This window comes from Nocardia grenadensis NBRC 108939 (assembly GCF_001613445.1).
Classification (GTDB): Bacteria; Actinomycetota; Actinomycetes; order Mycobacteriales; family Mycobacteriaceae; genus Nocardia; species Nocardia grenadensis.
The window spans coordinates 174,710-188,597 of the sequence record NZ_BDCJ01000009.1 but is presented as its reverse complement, the minus strand read 5'-3'; the positions used below and the strand labels follow the sequence as shown (position 1 = coordinate 188,597).

Sequence of the window (13,888 nt, the reverse complement as noted above, 5' to 3'; positions counted from 1 at the left end):
CCCGGCAGTCCGGCGGCCCCCGTAGCCCGGCCGGCCCCGCACCCCTGGCGAGGACGGCAAGGACGGATACCCCGTAAGCGGCTGTCACGCCTGGTCATACGATGTCGAGGTGACCGAATACGACCACCTCGACACCTCGACCCTGCCGGAACGCCAGCGCCGCATCCTCGCGGCGATACGGGACTGGGTGGTGCGGCACGGTTACCCGCCGAATACCCGCCAGCTCGGTGACGCCGTCGGGCTGCGCTCCTCGTCCTCGGTGTCGAAGCATCTGAAGAGCTTGGAGGAGAAGGGGTTCCTGCGCCGCGGTGACGGCGTCTCCCGGCCGATGGATGTGCGGCTGTTCCTGAACGCCGGAGCCGAGCCGGAACCGGCCCGGGACGCCGTCGCGGTCCCCGTCGTCGGCGATATCGCGGCGGGTACGCCGATCCTGGCCGACGAGCACACCGACGATGTGCTCACGCTGCCACGGGAACTCGTGGGCCGCGGGACCGTGTTCGGGTTGCGGGTGCGCGGCGATTCGATGGTGGACGCGGCCATCTGCGACGGCGATATCGTGGTGGTGCGCCGCCAGCCCGACGCACAGACCGGGGAGATCGTCGCCGCGATGCTGGACGGAGAGGCGACGGTCAAGGTGTTCCGCCGCCGCGCCGGGCATGTGTACCTCGAACCGCGCAACCCTGCCTATCCGGTGATCGACGGCGACCACGCGGTGGTACTGGGCAAGGTCGTCTCGGTGATGCGGCGGATGTGACCGCCGCGCCCACCGCCCGGCGGGTGCGAGCCGATGGTGCATGATCGAATGTATGGGAACAGACCCGGGACCGCGGGTCCCCGACAATCTGCACGATTTCCGCACCCTCGCCCGGGCCCGGCTGGCGGTGTTCCCGCGGATCGCGGTACCCGATACCGACGGGTTGCGCCGGGCCGCCGTGGTGCTGTGCGTGGTCGATACCGGCGGATCACTGTCGGTGCTGGTCATCAAGCGTGCCTATCGCGGCCGCAATGCCGGACAGTGGGCCTTGCCCGGCGGCCGCGTCGAGCCGGGCGAGACCACACAGCAGGCCGCCCTGCGCGAACTACACGAAGAGCTCGGACTGACGACCGGCCCCGAGGATGTGCTCGGCACGCTCGACGATTTTCCGGCCAGTTCCGGATTCGCCATCACTCCCCTCGTGGCGACGCTGTCCGATATCACGCGTCTGAACCCGAACGCCGACGAAGTCCATTCGGTGCACCGGGCCTCCTGCGACCGGCTGGCCGCCGACGACACCCCGCGCTGGGTGCTGCCGGACTCGGCCCGGATGCACGACGGCGCCCCGGCGGTCGACGCCCCGCCGGGTGAGCCCGGCCTGTTGCAGATGCGCTTGGGCCCGAATATGACGATCCACGCCCCCACCGGCGCCCTGCTCTGGCAGTTCCGCGAAGTGGTGCTGCTGGGCAGCGAACCGAAGGCGGCCCGGGTCGCGGATTTCGCGCAGCCCACGTGGACGCGGCACTGAGCGCGCACCACCCCGAGCCACCCCGAGCAGGTCAGGGCCGCTCGGCGCCGGGCTGCGCGTCGGGTCCGCCGGCCGAACGCTGACCCTCCGGCACGATATCGGGCTCTTCCTCGGCCAGCCGGCGCTCCATCGGTTCGCCCTCGCGCTGCTCCCGCGGCGTAGTGGCGTAACGGTCCGCGGCCGACCAGCGGTCGGGCGGATCCATGCCCTCTTCGAGCGGGTCGGCGGCCAGTTCGTCTTCGTCCAGTTGTTCGCCGGTCGAGGGAATCGCGCTGCTCGCCCACTCGGCGATCTCGGGGGATTCCGTGCCGGGGCCCTCGGTTTCGTTCATGGTCTCGTGGTTTCCCCGACGACGCGGCGCAAACAGCTCGCCGCCGATTTGCTCGCGCACGCCGTCACCGGTCCGGCTCCACCTCGACCCGGCCGGTTTCTCGGTCCTCCACTCCTCGGCCACGGCGGCTGCCGTCGTAGGCCGACTCCCGCAACTGCTGCACCACACGGGGTAGCAGGGCTACATCGGCGGGGTGGTTGAGCACGGGGTCGTAGAAGTCGGTCCGGTGTTCGCCCGGGTCCGCGGCGCGCAGCGCCAGGTGCCCGACGGTCTGGCGCGCGGGCCCGTAACCGGCGACCGAGATCGTGTACCCGACCTGATGCTCGTGGACATGCCGGGCCAGGGCCGTCAGTGAGGTGCTGGTGGGCAGGCCCGGGTCCGGCTCGGCGAGCACCCAGAGCGGATCGGAATCGTCCCACCGGTAGGGCAGCAGGCTGCCGAACCGGGCGCTGTCCCAGCCGCGCGCGACGGTCAGGGACAGCCGGGCGACCGGGCGCTGTCCCGTGGTGGCCAGTGCGAAATCCCAGGGTTTGTCGTTGATGTCGAGTACCCGGAAGGCGAGGCCGAGGACATCCGGGACGCCGCCGGGAGTGCCCACCCCTTTCGAGAGACGTCCGATGGTCGCGCGGTCGCCGTCGCCGAACAGCCGGGTGAATTCGGGTTCGGCGCGGAAGCGGCCGGAGAGCCGGACGCCCCGCGGGTGGAAGAAACGGGCGTGCCGGAGATGGGCACCGGCGTCGAACGCGCCGCGCACCAGCGCCGACACCGGAGCGAGCGTAAGTCGATCGGTCATCATGCGTCTCCCTTCGGATCACGCCAGCCCTCGTCTCCGACGAGCTGGCTGGACTGCGGCCCCATCAACAGCATCCCGCCGTCCACGACATAGGACGCTCCGGTCACATATCCCGCGGCGGGGGTCGCGAGGAAGGCCACCACCGAGGCGACCTCCTCCGCGTGGCCGGGTCGGCCCAGCGGCAGCCCCGGCCGGGGTTGTTCGCGTGGATCGGCGTCCTCCTGCCCGGTCATCGGGGTGGCGATCTCGCCGGGCGCCACCGAGTTCACGGTGATGTCGTGTTCGGCCAGTTCCAGCGCCAGCACCTTGGTCAGGGCACCGAGGCCCGCCTTGGCCGCACAGTAGGGCGCGGCCCCTACCCTGGGCGCGTGCTCGTGCACGCTGGTGATATTGATGATCCGCCCGCCGCGGCCTGCCTCTGTCATATACCGGACGGCGCGTTGCGTGCAGAGGAAGGCGCCGTCCAGGTCGACCGACAGCACATGCCGCCAGGTGTCGAAGTCCATATCCATCGCCTTCTGCGCGGAGCCGGTACCGGCGCAGTTCACCAGCACATCCACCCCACCCAGTTCGTCGGCGAGTTCGTCCACCGCGGCGGTACTCGTCGGCAGATCGTCCAGGTCGAGTCGCCGGACAGCGGCGCGCGCACCCCGGTCGCGGGCCAGTTCAGCGGTATGCGCGGCGCCGGCCTCGTCCGAGTGATAGGTGATCCCCACATCGACGCCGCCGCCGGCCAGCGCCACCGCGATGGCTCGGCCGATCCCCGAATCGGAGCCGGTCACCACGGCCCGTAGCGGCGCGCCTATACGTTCTTTCGGTAAGGGAGCGATAGTAGCCATAGGGCGCGGCTACCCGGACGGATCGCGATCACACAACCGGTCGTCGACCGGATCGCGACCGCCGCCTCCGGAGGTGCCCGCACGATGACGCGCCACTCCCCCGGCGTCGGGGGCCGGCGGCGGGGTATCGCCACCGCGGCGTTCGCGCAGGGCATCGAGGAACTCGCGCAGCAGCGCGTCGATCGCGATGACCCGCGGCTGCCGGCCGAGTTCCGCCCGGGTCCGGACGATCACCCGCATACGCTCGCCTCGCTGTCCGTCGGGTATGCGGCATACCCGGGTTCGCCGTGCCGACACAGCCGGCCGAGCTTCGGTTCGGCCGCTCGTCACCGGGCGCGGGTCAGCCCGCGAGGATCTGGGGTGAGAGCACCTTGAGCATGGCGTTGGTCCAGCGCAGCTGGCGCAGGGTACCCGGATGGCATTGCGCGGCCAGGTCCAGCAGTTCCGGTTCCCGGGCCGCCTGCGCGCCCTGGGCGAGCAGCTCCCAGTCCATCGACACCCCCGCCGCGAGCTGATGCAGCCGGCGCAGGTCCCACAGCAGCCGCAACCCCGGGTCCGGTGGCCGGCCCACCGCTCCGCGCAGCCGCCGCCCCCGGGGCAGCCGGACCCGCAGGTGGCGCCGGCCGTGACCTTTCGCCGCCCCGAACCGGGGCGCGAGCACATCCAGTTCGCGGAGATTGTCCTGGGACGAGCCGGCCAGATCCCGGGCGGTGTGGTGGATCTCGTGCTCGGCCCGGTGCCGGACCGCGACGGCCGTCAGTTCCGCGGCGAGTTCCCGCTCGGAGAACTGCAGTTCCTCGATGACGATATGCAGTCTCACCGGCTACCTCGGTCTTCGGCGCGGAGTCCGTACCGCCCCGGACCATAGCGGGTGGGTGCTCCCCAGGGTTCGGCGTTACGGCCGCGAGTCTTCATATCCCGCAGTTACCCAGGACGCCGCGGGTTCATCGCACCGGTCCCGGGCCGGGCACGACCTCAGGCGCCGGGACGGGCACCGGGGGCACCGGGGGCCGAATGTCCGGGAAGCACACACACCGCGTCGAGGCCGAGCACATGGTTGAGCCGGCCGAAGGCGAGCCAGGAGCCCAAGCACATGCTCAGCTCGACGATCTCGGCCTGGCTGTAGTGGGCGGTCATCCGGGACCAGAAATCCTCGTCGAGATTGTGGTGGTCCAGGGCGTAGCGTTCGGCGTATTCGGCGGCCAGCCGGGCGCGGTCGTCGAGCACCTCGGTGCCACGCCAGTCGGCGACGGCGGCTTCGAAACCCTCCTCCACCTTCTGCCCGTCGCGTTCGGTACGCCAGTCCAGACAGAACACGCAGCCGTTGATCTGGGCGATCCGCAGCCGGGCGGCCTCGAATTCGCGCAGCCCCAGGGTGGTATGCGCGTACACCGCCAGCGAGAAGTTCGAGGCGGCGACACCGATGCCGGGCACCATCTCGCCCCAGACGTAGCCGATGGGGTCCTTACCTTCGGGAATATCGACTCTCATGAGGCGTTCCTTCCGAGCTTTCCGGCCGCCGGTCGCAGCGGGACATCGAGGGCGTCGTAGAGGCCGGGCCCGGCCGCGACCAGCCAGTCGATCGCACCGACCAACCGCCCTACGGCGGTGGCGTTACCACCGGCCGCGTAGTTGCCGCCCTCGTCGGTCGCCTCGACGGTGACCTCGATACGCGGGCGGCCTTCGATGATCACCCGGTGCGCCCCTTCACCATTGGGTGGGGCGGGCCAGTCGGGCGCGCACGACGGGTGTATCCGGGTGATGTGCTCCACCACGATGCGGGGCTCACCGGCCACGATGCCCTGCACTTCGAAACGCATGGCGCCCTGGGTGCCCGCCTCGAACTTGCCCATGGTCGCGGTCTCGACGGTGGTTTCCAGGGGCAGCCGCTGCACGGACTCGCGGACCTCGTCGAGTTCGACGCCGAGCGCCCGGGCCATGAGCCGCACCTGTCCGCCCCACACCATGGTCGGAACGGTGGGCGCCACCATGGGCGGCACCTGATCCATGGGCTGACCCATGCCCACCAGGTAGCGCACGGAATCGGGCTGGTCATAGGTGGAGTAGTCGAAGATCTCCTGGCAGCGCACCACGTCGACGACGCTGCCCAGACCGCTGACGAGCAGCGGCAGCACATCGTTGCCCCAGCCGGGATCGATGCCGGAGACGAACAGCGAACCCCCGCCGGATTCGATCGCGGCCAGGACCGGTTCCCGGACCTCGGGCGGGGCGCCACGCTGGTCGTAGAGGGCGTAGAGCGCTGGGGTCACCACCACCGTGCCGCCACCGATCGCACGGACGATATCGGCGAGTGCGTCGTCGGGCCGGATCTCACCCGAGGCGGCGTACACCACCGCTTGGGGCCGGGCCGCCAGTACCGCGTCCACATCGGTGGTGGCCGCCACCCCCAGCGACCGGTCGAGCCCGGCCAGGTCGCCCGCGTCCCGGCCCGCCTTGGCCGGGTCGTGCACGAGGACAGCGGCGAGTTCGAGTTCGGGGTGGGCGTCGACCGCCCGTACCGCGGCGCGGCCCACATTGCCGGTCCCCCAGACGACCGTCGAGATCATCGCCGGAGTCTAACAAGCGCTTGGTTGCGAAGGGGGCGATTCGGCAGCTTCGCGGCCATACCACCCCGGCCGTCACGTGTCCCATATCTCCGCCGCCGGGAATGCCGCACCGGCGGCGCCGCCGTATCGTGGAACCGGTGACGGAATTCCTCACGGAGACAACGGAATCCGATTTACCCTCGGTTACCCGCATGTTACTGCGCGCTGACGGATCGATGACCAGACTGCTGGAGGCGCTGATCGACCGCCCGCTGGCACTCGACCTCACCGATCAGCACACCACCACCGGCCACGACCTCGACCCCGCGGTACGCGCGGCGCTCGGCTGCGCCGATGCCGATGCCGTGGTCGTCCGCCGCTCGACTCTCGTCACCACCGGCGGCGCCGCCGTCTCGTGGAACTGCGTGGCCGTGGTGGCCGCCGACGACGAACTCACCGCCCTGCTCACCGACGAACGGCTGCCCATCGGCCACAGCCTGGCCGGCGCCCGCCGCCACCTCGCGCGCACCGTCCTGGGCGCGGGCGTCACGCGCTGGCCCGTGGCCGGAGAAGGGGAAGGCCTGCCCTGCGCGTACAAGGAGAGCGTGCTGTCCGACCACCGGTCCGCCGTGGTGGCACATCTTCACGAACGGTTCAATCCCACCTATGTGCCGCTGGCGGCGGCCCGATGAGGATACTGATCGTCGGCGCCGGGATCGGTGGGCTGACGACGGCGCTGAGCCTGCACGCGGCCGGTATCGACGTCCAGGTGATCGACCGGGTCTCGCGGCTGCGCCCGCTCGGGGTCGGCATCAATCTGCTGCCGCACGCGACCGCGGTCCTCGCCGAACTCGGCTTACACGACGCACTCGCCGCGCGGGCAGTCGCCACCTCCGAACTGGTGCACTACGACCGATTCGGCAACGAGATCTGGCGGGAACCGCGCGGCGTCGCGGCCGGGCACCCCTGGCCCCAGTTCTCGGTCCACCGCGGCCGGCTGCAGTCTTTGCTGCTGGATACGGTGCGCGAACGGCTCGGCCCGGATGCGGTACGGACCGGGTGCCGGTTCGTCGCCGCCACCGAAGAAGACCGTCAGGTCCGCGTCGTGATCGGCGAGCACGGCAGCAGTACCGCGCGCGAGCTCGCCGCGGACGCGGTGATCGGCGCCGACGGACTGCACTCCGCGGTGCGGGCGCGGCTGTACCCGGACGAGGGCCCACCACGCTGGAACGGAATCCGGATGTGGCGCGGCGTCGCCACCGCGGCGCGCTTCCTCACCGGCTCCTCGATGTTGATGGCCGGCAGCAATCACGCCGCCAAACTCGTCGCCTATCCGCTCGGCCCGGCCGCCCCGGGCAGCGATGAGGTCCTCGTCAACTGGGTCGCCGAGGTGCGGATGCCGCAGGACACCCAGGGCGAGGCCGAGTGGACGCATACCGGGCGGCTCGACGATGTCGCGCCGCACTATCGCGGCTGGCGGATCGCAGGCCTCGATGTGGCGGCATTGCTCGCGGCGAGCGAGACAGTGCTGGAGTACCCGATGGTCGACCGGGATCCGCTGCCGCGCTGGAGCTTCGGGCGGATCACCCTGCTCGGCGACGCCGCGCACCCGATGTACCCGGTCGGCTCCAACGGTGGTTCGCAGGCGATTCTCGACGCCCGGTCGGTGGCCGCCGAACTGGCCGGCGCGGGCGATCCGGTCGCCGGATTCGCGGCCTACGAATCAGCGCGCCGCGACACGGCGAATTCCGTGGTGCTCGCCAATCGGGACATTCCGATGGATCGCGCCCTGCGGATGGTCGCGGAACGCGCGCCCGAAGGTTTCGACCGCATCGAGGATGTGCTGACCACCGCGGAGTTACGCGCTATCACCGACGGCTACCGGCGCACCAGCGCTGTCCGGTAGCCGGCTGGTGGGCCGGCTACCGCCACACCTCCATCAGGCCGATTCGGGGAGCCGGTCACCCTGGACCACCTGGATGTCCAGGTCGATCTTGACCGTGGTGCCGATCGCCGCCACTCCGGCACGGACCACCGCGTTGTAGTCGATGGCGAAGTCGTCGCGTCGCAGTGTGGTCTCGGCATGGAACGCGGCGCGCACCCCACCCCAGGGGTCCGGGCCGAACCCACCGTAGGTCAGCGCGAGATCGACCGCCCGGCGCTGCCCGTGCAGGGACAGCTCACCCGACATCACCCAGGTGTCGCCGCCGGTGCGGCTGAGGCCGTTGCTGGTGAAGGAGATCAGCGGGTAATTCTCCACGTCGAGGAAGTCGCTGGACCGCAGGTGGGTGTCGCGCATCTCGATACCGGTGTCGATGGTGGCGGCCTTGATCTCGGCGTAACCGGAGGTCTGTTCGAACCGTTCGGCGATATCGAGCCGTCCGCTGACCTCGGCGAATCGCGCCTTGATACTGGATATGCCCAGGTGACGAGCAGTGGCGATCACCGAGGAGTGCACCGGGTCTATGGTCCAGGGCCCGGCCGGCGGGAGGGCGACGGCGTCGACCACCGGGGCCAGCGCCACGTCGCCCAGCGTGCCCGAACCCGAGGACGAGATCTGCACCGCCCGGGCGGCGGGCTGATAACCGGCGGCGGTGAGCACCGCGGTGTGTACACCCGGACGCAGCGGTTCGGTGGACACCGCGCCGTTCTCGTCGGACACCGCGCGGCAGATCTGCCGACCACGCATATCCGTCACGGTCAGCACCGCGTCGGGTACGGGCCAGCCGTCGGCGCCGTGGATGCGGCCGGTCAAACCGGGCATGGGCATCACCTTTTCACCATTCAGAGTTGATTAGCACAAGCAACTAGTTGCCGAAGCCGAATATACCCACGTCATCTCCCCGCCGGCAGGCACGGTGGCCTTCATCGCTCGAGGACCGACAGTTGCCCGCCGATCCGGACGAAGGCCGTGGGCGTGAGCCCGAACATCGCCCGGAAAGTATCGCTGAAATGCGACGGCGAGGCGAACCCCGCGTCCGCGGCCGCCCGGGTCAGATCGTGCCCCGCCGCGTGGGACCGCGCGATGTGCACCATCCGCGCCCACTGGACGTAGCGCCGGAAGCTGGTGCCGGTCTGCCCGGCGAAGGTGCGCAGGAAATAGGAGGTCGACAGCCCGACCGCGCGGGCACAGTCCGCCGCGCGATAGGGGCGGGCGGGATCGGCCCGGATGGTGGCTGTCGCCGCGGCGATCCGCGTGTCCCGTATCACCGGCAGGGGGACGCTGGCCAGTTCGAGAAGCCGCTCGATATCGGGTTCCGGCTGCCGGCACAGTGCGACGAGCTCGTTCTCCTCCCGGTGGGCGTACGCGAAATCGCCGGTGGTCCGGGTCATTCCGCCCAGGCAGCGGGTCAGTCGCGCGCTCGTCGGGTCGAAGAAGCAGAACAGCATCCGGCCCTGTGTACCGGTCACATGGTGGACCACCCGCGCCCGGAACAGGAAACTGCGCGCGGTGATATCCACCATTTCCCCGGCGCGCACCCGGAACGACGCGTCCACGCCCACCCCGAGCGAGGGCAGGGCGGTGGAATGCGGGGCCAGGCCCAATCCGGGGCCCAGGTAGACGGCGTGCCCGGAACGCACCCACAGCCGCGCCGCCGGCGCCGGGGCGGCGCACGTTTCCGGAAGTGCCGAGATGGTCATGCGGGCGACGATACCGGCGTATGCGCGACCGGTCCGGAGAACAAACCACCACCGATCCAGGAGACAGCCGATGACGACCGATCGAATCGAACCCACCGCGCACCGGGCGCCGACCCGGTACGAGACCACACTCGACGGGGCCCGGTTGAGTTATGCCGCAGCCGGTTCCGGCGACCCGCTGGTGTTGCTGCACGGCTGGCCACAGTCCCATCCGGCCTGGCGGGAGCAGATCGGGCCACTGTCCCGGTACCGGCGGGTGATCGCGCCGGACTGGCTCGGCTGGGGTGATTCCGCACGCGATACGGCCCTGTCCTGCGATTACGACAGCGAGGTCGACCGGCTCGCGCGCATGCTGGACGCGCTGGAACTCGACCGCGTCGACCTGGCATGTCACGACTACGGCGGCTTCCTGGGGCTGGGCCTGACCCAGCGCCACCCCGACCGGATCCGGCGGCTGGCGATCCTCAACTCGCGGGCCCACGGGACCTTCGTCGGGCGCTACGCACTGCTGTTCGGCGTGTTCACCACCGCCGCCCGCTACGGACCCGGCCGGCGCCTGCTCGCGGCACGCCCGATCCACGCCGTGCACCGCTGGGGACTGCACCGGTATGTCCGCAACGGCACCTTCACACCCGAGCGGCTCGAGCAGTACCTCCGCCTATTGCGTACCGCCGAGGGACGCCGCTGGTACGCGCATTTCTGGGCCGGGTACCGGGTCCGGATCCGCCCGAACCTGAGGGCGCGCCTGAGCGAAATCGACTGTCCCACCACTGTCGTCTGGGGCATCCGGGACCCCGCCATCCCGATGACCACCGCCGAACAACTCGCGCGGGAGATACCGAACGGCGAACTGGTGCGCATCGACGCCGATCATTTTCTGATGGAACAGCGTCCGGAGGAGGTCACCGAGGCGCTGCGACACTGGCTACAGCGACCCGCGCGGTGAAGTCCGGACCGATGGTCCCGTGCGCGCGAGACGGTACTGCCGAAGGCATGGGTGCGGGCCTCCGGGGTAGCCGCCATATATGAACCCACGCAGGCGACCGGTCCGGCCTCGTCACCACCGGGCACCGGACCGGAGCTCGCGAGGCGACGGCCCCGAGCCCCGCCGCGCAGAGCCGGTGGGAAGGCGATGACGCTGCATATCGGCACCTCCGGCTGGCAGTACCGGGACTGGCGCGGTGTCCTCTACCCGGACCGGTGCCCGCAACGGCTGTGGCTGGAACACTATGCCGCGGGTTTCGCGACCGTCGAGAACAACAACGCCTTCTACCGGCTGCCCGCCCGGGAGACCTTCGATGCCTGGCGCGAGCGAACACCCGCCGGTTTCGTCATGGCCGTCAAGGCCAGCCGGTTCCTGACCCATATGAAACGCCTGCGCGACCCCGAGGAACCGGTCACCCGGCTGCTACACCACGCGGGCGGTCTGGGACCGCGGCTGGGACCGGTACTGGTGCAACTTCCCGGGACGCTGCGTGCCGATCCGGGCCTGCTCGAGGCCTGCCTGCGCTGCTTCCCCCGCGATATCCGGGTCGCGGTGGAGCCCCGGCACGATTCCTGGTGGTCGCCGCGCGTCCGCGGGGTGCTCGAGGACCACGGCGCCGCCCTCTGCTGGGCCGACGCCGGTTCGCGCCCGGTGACTCCGCGCTGGCGGACCACCGATTGGGGCTATCTGCGACTGCATCGGGGCCGCGCGGCACCGGCGCCCCGCTACGGGACGCGGGCGCTGGCCACCTGGGTCGAGCGGCTCACCCGCACCTGGTCCGACGCCGAGGATGCCTTCGTCTACTTCAACAACGACCCCGGTGGCGCGGCCGTCCGGGACGCCGTCGAGTTCGCGGCGATCGCCACGCGGGCCGGCGCCACGGTGACCCGCACACCCAGCGGTGTTCCCCCCTACCCTCCGGCCTGACCGAGCGCAGCGCCGGACCGTTCCCGTTTCCCACGCGGCCCACCGGGTACCGCGCCCGGGTCCGACGCCGCACCCTCCGCGAGACCGAACTCGTGGCGGCCATCGACGACTACAGCGTTCGGAGGAACCATGCAGATCGGTTACAAACTCGCCGCCGAGGGCTTCGGCCCGGCCGAACTGGTCCGGCAGGCCGTCCGCGCCGAAGCCGCGGGATTCGACTTCGTCGAGATCAGCGACCATTTCCACCCGTGGCTGGACAATCAGGGTCACTCCCCGTTCGCCTGGACCGTACTCGGCGCCATCGCCGCCGAGACCGAGCGGATCGGGATCGCCACGGGCGTCACCTGTCCGACCGTGCGGTACCACCCCGCGATCATCGCGCAGGCGGCCGCCACGCTCGCGATCCTGTCCGAGAACCGGTTCACGCTGGGTCTCGGCGCCGGGGAGCGCCTCAACGAACACATCGTGGGTGAGGGGTTCCCGGTCGATGTCACCGGCCGTCACCAACTGCTGCGGGAAGCGCTGGAGATCATCCGATCACTGTGGAAGGGCGGATACCGCTCCTACGACGGCAAGTTCCTGAAACTGTCCGATGCCCGCGTGTTCGACCTGCCCGACGAGTTGCCGGTGATCGCGGTGGCCGCCGGTGGCAGCCATGCCGCCGAGATCGCCGGCGAACTGGGTGACGGGCTCTTCGCCACCGAACCGAAATCGCATCTGGTTTCGGACTACCAGGCGGCGGGCGGCACCGGGCCCCGCTATGCCGAGGTGCCGATGGCGTGGGCGCCCGACGAGCACACCGCGGCCCGGGCCGCCCGGGACACCTCGCGCTGGGCGCTCACCGGCTGGAAGGTGATGAGCGAACTGCCGAACCCGGTGAACTTCGCGGCGGCCTCGGAGACGGTTCGGGAGGAGGACATTCTGGAGAAGTTCGCCTGTGGGCCGGACCCGCAACGCTACCTCGACGTCGCGCAGCCCTTCGTGGACGCCGGGTTCGATCATCTGGTGATGCAGAACGCCGGCCCGGACCCGGACGGGTTCATCGATTTCTTCCGCGCCGAACTGGACGAACCACTGCGCAAACTGACTCCGCAGCCGGCCTGACCCGCGCCCGGTCCCGGCGCCGCCGGGCCGCCGGGCTGCCGGTCCCGATGATTTCGCCGGACCCGGATTCGATCCGCTGTGGCCGGGTACGCGTTCGCCGTGAATGGCATGAGTATCAGAGAAGTAGCGCAACGACCCGGACCGTTCGCCTCGCTGTACATCGACGCCGAACACGACACCGAGGACGCCGAACGGCAACGCGTTCTGCGCTGGCGGGCGCTCGCCGAGCGACTGGCCGACGCGGGCGCTTCGGAGCAGATGATCACGGTGCTCGGCGCCGCGGTCACCGCCGGCCCGCCCGAACCGGGCCGGCCCGGGCGGTTCCTCATCGCCGACGCCGAGTCGGTGCTCATCGACCGGTGGTTACCCGGGCGTCCGCAGCCGGAGATCGTCCGGGTATCACCGCTGCCATACCTGCTGCCGCTCATCGAACACGAGGCCGGCGAGGTACCGCATGCGGTGGCGGTCGTCGACCGGGTCGGCTCGGATATGTACGGCGTGGACGAGCACGGCGAGGTGGTCGAGGAATCCGTCGAGGGCAGCGGGCATCCGGTGCACAAGGTGCGCCACGGCGGCGGCTGGTCGCATCGCTCGATGCAGCGGCGGGTGGAGGAGACGGCCCGGCGCAATGCCGGCGAGGTCGCCGAGGAACTCACCCGAGTCGCCCAGCGGGTGCACGCCCAGGTGGTGGTGCTGGCCGGGGAGGCCGACACCCGGTCCGCGGTCCACGGTGCACTGGGTTCCACCGGAGCGCGGGTGGTAGAGGTCGACACCGGCGGCCGCGCCGCGGGGGCCGGGGACAGCGAACTCGACGACGCGGTCCGTGAAGTCGTCACCGAACAGGCCGACCGGCAGCGCGCGGAGATCACGGCGCGTTTCGACCAGGCCCACGGCCGCGACGAGGGCCTGGCCGTCACCGGATTGTCCGAAACGGTCTGCGCCCTGCTGGCCGCCAACGCCGAGAACGTGCTGATCAACGCCACCGCGCTCGGTGACCGCACCGTCCGCCTGGATCCCGCACCGCTGCGCGACCCGGCCGCGCTCGGCGCCCCGGGCCCGGCCACCGGCACGACCTGCCGCGCGGACGAGGCGCTGCCGGTGGCGGCGCTGGTCCGCGGCGGCACGGTGACCCCGATCGGCGCGGAGACCGCGCCGCGGGAGGGAGTGGGGGCGCTGCTGCGCTACGCCTGAACCATTTCCGGAACGAGGCAGGAGAAGA

At 70.8% G+C, this 13,888-nt stretch carries 17 protein-coding genes; 8 read left to right on the top strand and 9 right to left on the bottom strand.

What is annotated here, in order from left to right; translation table 11 throughout:
* The first annotated feature begins 109 nt into the window (after positions 1 to 109).
* Positions 110 to 754 (top strand): transcriptional repressor LexA, encoded by a 645-nt coding sequence (gene lexA, locus NGR01S_RS10840; RefSeq protein ID WP_063036050.1) that lies wholly within the window; start codon positions 110 to 112, stop codon positions 752 to 754.
* A gap of 52 nt (positions 755 to 806) precedes the next feature.
* The gene (locus tag NGR01S_RS32810) at positions 807 to 1,502 is read left to right on the top strand and encodes an NUDIX hydrolase (protein WP_063036049.1); all 696 of its coding nucleotides are present in this window, start codon (positions 807 to 809) and stop codon (positions 1,500 to 1,502) included.
* Between the two features lie 31 nt (positions 1,503 to 1,533).
* On the opposite strand, the gene NGR01S_RS10830 is transcribed toward NGR01S_RS32810, so the two are convergent.
* The 7 genes from NGR01S_RS10830 to NGR01S_RS10800 all read right to left on the bottom strand — a co-directional run bounded on the left by NGR01S_RS10830 (position 1,534) and on the right by NGR01S_RS10800 (position 6,032).
* Entirely contained in the window at positions 1,534 to 1,833 is a 300-nt protein-coding gene (locus NGR01S_RS10830) for a hypothetical protein (protein ID WP_218020755.1), read from the bottom strand.
* A 64-nt stretch (positions 1,834 to 1,897) separates the two neighbouring features.
* The gene (locus tag NGR01S_RS10825) at positions 1,898 to 2,626 is read right to left on the bottom strand and encodes a hypothetical protein (protein ID WP_063036048.1); all 729 of its coding nucleotides are present in this window, start codon (positions 2,624 to 2,626) and stop codon (positions 1,898 to 1,900) included.
* Positions 2,626 to 3,465, bottom strand: a complete 840-nt coding sequence (locus NGR01S_RS10820) for an SDR family oxidoreductase (RefSeq protein WP_063036047.1) — start codon at positions 3,463 to 3,465, stop codon at positions 2,626 to 2,628. Before NGR01S_RS10820 ends, NGR01S_RS10825 begins: the two co-directional genes overlap by 1 nt.
* 9 nt (positions 3,466 to 3,474) lie before the next feature.
* Entirely contained in the window at positions 3,475 to 3,705 is a 231-nt protein-coding gene (locus NGR01S_RS10815; RefSeq protein WP_063036046.1) for a hypothetical protein, read from the bottom strand.
* A 100-nt stretch (positions 3,706 to 3,805) separates the two neighbouring features.
* Positions 3,806 to 4,285: a hypothetical protein gene (locus NGR01S_RS10810; protein WP_063036045.1), complete on the bottom strand. Its 480-nt coding sequence runs from the start codon at positions 4,283 to 4,285 to the stop codon at positions 3,806 to 3,808.
* Positions 4,286 to 4,440: 155 nt separating this feature from the next.
* Positions 4,441 to 4,956 carry a carboxymuconolactone decarboxylase family protein gene (locus tag NGR01S_RS10805; RefSeq protein ID WP_063036044.1) on the bottom strand — a complete coding sequence of 172 codons (516 nt, stop codon included), beginning with the start codon at positions 4,954 to 4,956 and terminating at the stop codon, positions 4,441 to 4,443.
* Entirely contained in the window at positions 4,953 to 6,032 is a 1,080-nt protein-coding gene (locus NGR01S_RS10800; protein ID WP_063036043.1) for an NAD(P)H-dependent amine dehydrogenase family protein, read from the bottom strand. Before NGR01S_RS10800 ends, NGR01S_RS10805 begins: the two co-directional genes overlap by 4 nt.
* A 215-nt stretch (positions 6,033 to 6,247) precedes the next feature.
* On the opposite strand from NGR01S_RS10800, the gene NGR01S_RS10795 reads away from it, so the two are divergent.
* Both NGR01S_RS10795 and NGR01S_RS10790 read left to right on the top strand, forming a co-directional pair.
* Complete coding sequence (locus NGR01S_RS10795; RefSeq protein WP_169811890.1) at positions 6,248 to 6,703, top strand: hypothetical protein; 456 nt, start codon at positions 6,248 to 6,250, stop codon at positions 6,701 to 6,703.
* On the top strand, positions 6,700 to 7,917 hold the full coding sequence (locus tag NGR01S_RS10790) for a flavin-dependent oxidoreductase (RefSeq protein WP_063036041.1): 1,218 nt from the start codon (positions 6,700 to 6,702) through the stop codon (positions 7,915 to 7,917). The genes NGR01S_RS10795 and NGR01S_RS10790 overlap by 4 nt, the downstream gene beginning before the upstream one ends.
* Positions 7,918 to 7,950: 33 nt before the next feature.
* Here NGR01S_RS10790 and NGR01S_RS10785 read toward each other — a convergent pair whose 3' ends face one another.
* Positions 7,951 to 8,775, bottom strand: coding sequence for a YceI family protein (locus tag NGR01S_RS10785; RefSeq protein ID WP_063036040.1), 825 nt, complete (start codon positions 8,773 to 8,775; stop codon positions 7,951 to 7,953).
* Between the two features lie 101 nt (positions 8,776 to 8,876).
* Entirely contained in the window at positions 8,877 to 9,653 is a 777-nt protein-coding gene (locus NGR01S_RS10780) for an AraC family transcriptional regulator (RefSeq protein ID WP_063036039.1), read from the bottom strand.
* A 70-nt stretch (positions 9,654 to 9,723) separates the two neighbouring features.
* On the opposite strand from NGR01S_RS10780, the gene NGR01S_RS10775 reads away from it, so the two are divergent.
* The 4 genes from NGR01S_RS10775 (at position 9,724) to NGR01S_RS10760 (ending at position 13,860) form a co-directional block, all read left to right on the top strand.
* Entirely contained in the window at positions 9,724 to 10,599 is an 876-nt protein-coding gene (locus NGR01S_RS10775) for an alpha/beta fold hydrolase (RefSeq protein WP_063036038.1), read from the top strand.
* Between the two features lie 186 nt (positions 10,600 to 10,785).
* Positions 10,786 to 11,565, top strand: a complete 780-nt coding sequence (locus tag NGR01S_RS10770; protein ID WP_063036037.1) for a DUF72 domain-containing protein — start codon at positions 10,786 to 10,788, stop codon at positions 11,563 to 11,565.
* A 129-nt stretch (positions 11,566 to 11,694) separates the two neighbouring features.
* Positions 11,695 to 12,669 (top strand): TIGR03557 family F420-dependent LLM class oxidoreductase, encoded by a 975-nt coding sequence (locus tag NGR01S_RS10765; RefSeq protein ID WP_063036036.1) that lies wholly within the window; start codon positions 11,695 to 11,697, stop codon positions 12,667 to 12,669.
* A 108-nt stretch (positions 12,670 to 12,777) separates the two neighbouring features.
* A complete protein-coding gene (locus tag NGR01S_RS10760) occupies positions 12,778 to 13,860 on the top strand; it encodes an Rv2629 family ribosome hibernation factor (protein WP_157107199.1) in 1,083 nt (360 codons plus the stop codon).
* Positions 13,861 to 13,888 lie beyond the last annotated feature (28 nt).

Bases quoted from the DNA above. Each gene is read 5' to 3' on its own strand.
- NGR01S_RS32810 (WP_063036049.1), top strand. From the start codon at position 807: ATGGGAACAGACCCGGGACCGCGGGTCCCCGACAATCTGCACGATTTC.
- NGR01S_RS10830 (WP_218020755.1), bottom strand. From the start codon at position 1,833: ATGAACGAAACCGAGGGCCCCGGCACGGAATCCCCCGAGATCGCCGAG.
- NGR01S_RS10825 (WP_063036048.1), bottom strand. From the start codon at position 2,626: ATGACCGATCGACTTACGCTCGCTCCGGTGTCGGCGCTGGTGCGCGGC.
- NGR01S_RS10820 (WP_063036047.1), bottom strand. From the start codon at position 3,465: ATGGCTACTATCGCTCCCTTACCGAAAGAACGTATAGGCGCGCCGCTA.
- NGR01S_RS10815 (WP_063036046.1), bottom strand. From the start codon at position 3,705: ATGCGGGTGATCGTCCGGACCCGGGCGGAACTCGGCCGGCAGCCGCGG.
- NGR01S_RS10805 (WP_063036044.1), bottom strand. From the start codon at position 4,956: ATGAGAGTCGATATTCCCGAAGGTAAGGACCCCATCGGCTACGTCTGG.
- NGR01S_RS10800 (WP_063036043.1), bottom strand. From the start codon at position 6,032: ATGATCTCGACGGTCGTCTGGGGGACCGGCAATGTGGGCCGCGCCGCG.
- NGR01S_RS10795 (WP_169811890.1), top strand. From the start codon at position 6,248: ATGACCAGACTGCTGGAGGCGCTGATCGACCGCCCGCTGGCACTCGAC.
- NGR01S_RS10790 (WP_063036041.1), top strand. From the start codon at position 6,700: ATGAGGATACTGATCGTCGGCGCCGGGATCGGTGGGCTGACGACGGCG.
- NGR01S_RS10785 (WP_063036040.1), bottom strand. From the start codon at position 8,775: ATGCCCGGTTTGACCGGCCGCATCCACGGCGCCGACGGCTGGCCCGTA.
- NGR01S_RS10780 (WP_063036039.1), bottom strand. From the start codon at position 9,653: ATGACCATCTCGGCACTTCCGGAAACGTGCGCCGCCCCGGCGCCGGCG.
- NGR01S_RS10775 (WP_063036038.1), top strand. From the start codon at position 9,724: ATGACGACCGATCGAATCGAACCCACCGCGCACCGGGCGCCGACCCGG.
- NGR01S_RS10770 (WP_063036037.1), top strand. From the start codon at position 10,786: ATGACGCTGCATATCGGCACCTCCGGCTGGCAGTACCGGGACTGGCGC.
- NGR01S_RS10765 (WP_063036036.1), top strand. From the start codon at position 11,695: ATGCAGATCGGTTACAAACTCGCCGCCGAGGGCTTCGGCCCGGCCGAA.
- NGR01S_RS10760 (WP_157107199.1), top strand. From the start codon at position 12,778: ATGAGTATCAGAGAAGTAGCGCAACGACCCGGACCGTTCGCCTCGCTG.